Annotated in this window: 4 protein-coding genes; 3 read left to right on the top strand and 1 reads right to left on the bottom strand. The window is 64.1% G+C overall.

Annotated elements, in window-relative coordinates:
• Positions 1–316: 316 nt before the first annotated feature.
• Entirely contained in the window at positions 317–709 is a 393-nt protein-coding gene (locus VML93_RS04660; protein WP_325608161.1) for a type II toxin-antitoxin system VapC family toxin, read from the bottom strand.
• Positions 710–827: 118 nt separating this feature from the next.
• On the opposite strand from VML93_RS04660, the gene VML93_RS04655 reads away from it, so the two are divergent.
• The 3 genes from VML93_RS04655 to VML93_RS04645 form a co-directional block, all read left to right on the top strand.
• Positions 828–1,436 carry a TetR/AcrR family transcriptional regulator gene (locus VML93_RS04655; RefSeq protein WP_325608159.1) on the top strand — a complete coding sequence of 203 codons (609 nt, stop codon included), beginning with the start codon at positions 828–830 and terminating at the stop codon, positions 1,434–1,436.
• Positions 1,433–2,083 carry an enoyl-CoA hydratase-related protein gene (locus tag VML93_RS04650; protein ID WP_325608158.1) on the top strand — a complete coding sequence of 217 codons (651 nt, stop codon included), beginning with the start codon at positions 1,433–1,435 and terminating at the stop codon, positions 2,081–2,083. The genes VML93_RS04655 and VML93_RS04650 overlap by 4 nt, the downstream gene beginning before the upstream one ends.
• Positions 2,080–2,499 (top strand): nuclear transport factor 2 family protein (locus tag VML93_RS04645; protein WP_325608156.1); only part of this gene is annotated, 420 nt, incomplete at its 3' end. The genes VML93_RS04650 and VML93_RS04645, both read left to right, overlap by 4 nt.

Raw genomic sequence — 2,499 nt, 5'->3', positions numbered from 1 at the left:
AACTGAGACGACGGAGTTGGTGGTCCCGAGGTCGATACCGACCGCACGAGCCATAGTGATTCCTCCTGAGTTGGTAGAGCTTCTTCTTTCCTGCACTATGCTGAGTGAACCCCGCTCAAGACTGCCCCTGCTGGAGCCTGGCTGTCAACCCAGACTTGAGCCTGAATCACTCAACTTGTTGACCATCCTAACGGCAGGCGTTCGGACTTTGTTCCAGGGGTGGGTGAGCCTCCCGCGATGTCGGGTGTGAATCGGCGCCGCTGAGCGGTCCTACTTCAGTCGCCCCAGGCGGTAAGCCGTGTCGACATGCCGCTGCTCACACTTTGAGGGTAGGGGTGAGGGCGGCGCGCAGGATCTGTTGATCGCGCGTCGCGATGGTGAGGTTGCGTCGGGTGGCCTGAGCCACCAGCATGCGGTCGAACGGATCACGGTGTGCCCATGGCAGTCGGCCGGCCAGGATTGCGTCTGCTGCGTCGATCGCGAGTTCGGTGGCTGCCATGTCGCTGATGATGTCGGACCAGGCCGACAGGAGTGTCTCGCCCGGCAGGCGGCCGAGCCGGGTCTTGACGGCGATTTCCCATCCGGAGGCTGCCGAAACCCACACGGTGCAGCCTTGGTCGGCGATGACTTCGCGCGCCTCGGGGTCGACCTGCTCGGGTGTGGATACCAGCCACAGCAGCGTGTGGGTGTCCAAAACGACGTCGCGCATCACGAGTTGGCTTCCCAGGTGGTTACACGTTCGGCGAGAAGGGGACGGGCGGCAACGCCGACAGCGTCACACTCACCACCCTAGATAACAGAGCAATCGCTCTGTTATGATCAACCGCGTGCCCCGCCCCCGCATATACGATCCCGAACGGATCCTGGACGCCGCCGAGTCACTCGCGGTGTCCTCCGGTCCTGCCGCGGTCACCATCCGGGCGATCAGCGCGGCCGTCGGTGTTTCCAACGGCGCGGTGTATCACAACTTCGGCTCGCGGACGGGACTGCTGGCCCGAGCGTGGCTGCGGGCGGGGCACCGGTTTCTGCAAGAGCAAACCGCACTAATAGATCAGGCGCCCTCGGGAGCCGAAGCCGTGCTGGCCGCCGCGGACACACCCGCGGCCTTCGAAGAGCAGTATCCGAATTCGTGCCGGCTGCTGCTGATGGTGCCCCGGGGCGAACTGCTGGCCCCAGACCTGCCTGACGAGATCGCCACTGAAATAAGGGATGTCGAGTCGACGCTGATCGGCCACATGATTCGGCTCGCAGTCGGTGTGTGGGACCGCAAAGACGCCGCGGCGGTGGACACGATCACCATGTGCATCGTCGATCTGCCGACGGCAATCCTGTTGCGCCGCGACCGCTTGGGCAGCAAGACAGCTCGGGATCAACTCCGCGCCGCCGTCCAGGCGGTGCTAGACATCGGCCCGCCACCAGAAAGGAAAAGACCATGACAATCAGTCTGGACTACGCCGACAAGATCGCCGTCCTCAACCTCGGGGACGACGAAAACCGTTTCTCGCCTGACTTTCTCGACGACATCAACGTCCGTCTCGATGAAGTCCTTGACAACGCCCACGGCTTGGTGACGACGGCGACAGGAAAGTTCTACACCAATGGGCTGGACCTGGACTGGCTCACCGCCCACGCCGACCAGTACCAGTCGTACGTCGGCCGGGTCCACGCATTGCTGGCCCGCATGCTGACGCTGCCCATTCCCACCGCCGCCGCGATTATCGGCCACGCATTCGGTGCCGGGGCGATGCTGGCCGTGGCGCACGATTACCGGGTGATGCGCGCGGACCGCGGCTTCTTCTGCTTTCCCGAAGTGGACATCAACATCCCCTTCACGCCCGGCATGGCCGCGCTGATCCAGGCCAAACTCGCTCCGCAGACCGCGGTCGCCTCCATGACGACCGGTCGCCGTTTCGGCGGCGATGACGCCGCGAGCGCCGGAATCGTCGACGCCAGCACGGGCGAGAGCGCCGTGACCTCCACCGCCGTCGACCTGGTGCGTGCGATCGGCGCCAAGGACCAGGCCACACTGGGCGCGATCAAGCAGACCATGTTCGCCCGCGCGGTCGATACGCTTACCGGGTGACCGACCTGATCGACCGGACCAAGATGTTCAGGCTCCTCGAGGAGCGGATCGCCAAGACCACGAATCCGCGCCACCTCCTGATGCTCAACCGGGTGCTGCAGCACGCCAGGGGCGAGGTCGAGCTGGATGTCGATCTGGTGTTGTCAACCCTGTGCCCCGATCCGCGTTATGTCGCCTGGGGCGCGCCCCCGGATATGAGTCCGGTTGGCCGACAAGGAGTTCGGAGCTTCTACGAAGAGACGATCGTTCAGGGCGGCCAGTTCTATCTGGAATTTGATATGGACCGCATCGTGGTCGACGACGACACGATCGTCACCGAAGGCAACTACCGCTCCCTTTACCACGGCGCCGACGCCGCCAAGAGGGGCTTCCCGGTAGATGATCCGGAGGCCTTCTACATCCTGTCGCTGCGCATG

The sequence above is a fragment of the Mycobacterium sp. genome (assembly GCF_035499775.1).
In the GTDB taxonomy this organism is placed as follows: domain Bacteria; phylum Actinomycetota; class Actinomycetes; order Mycobacteriales; family Mycobacteriaceae; genus Mycobacterium.
The sequence above is the reverse complement of the archived record's forward strand: the minus strand, read 5'-3'. Positions and strand labels throughout refer to the sequence as shown.

Excerpts from the sequence above, each read along its gene's own strand:
- VML93_RS04660 (WP_325608161.1), bottom strand. The coding sequence starts at position 709 with ATGCGCGACGTCGTTTTGGACACCCACACGCTGCTGTGGCTGGTATCC.
- VML93_RS04650 (WP_325608158.1), top strand. The coding sequence starts at position 1,433 with ATGACAATCAGTCTGGACTACGCCGACAAGATCGCCGTCCTCAACCTC.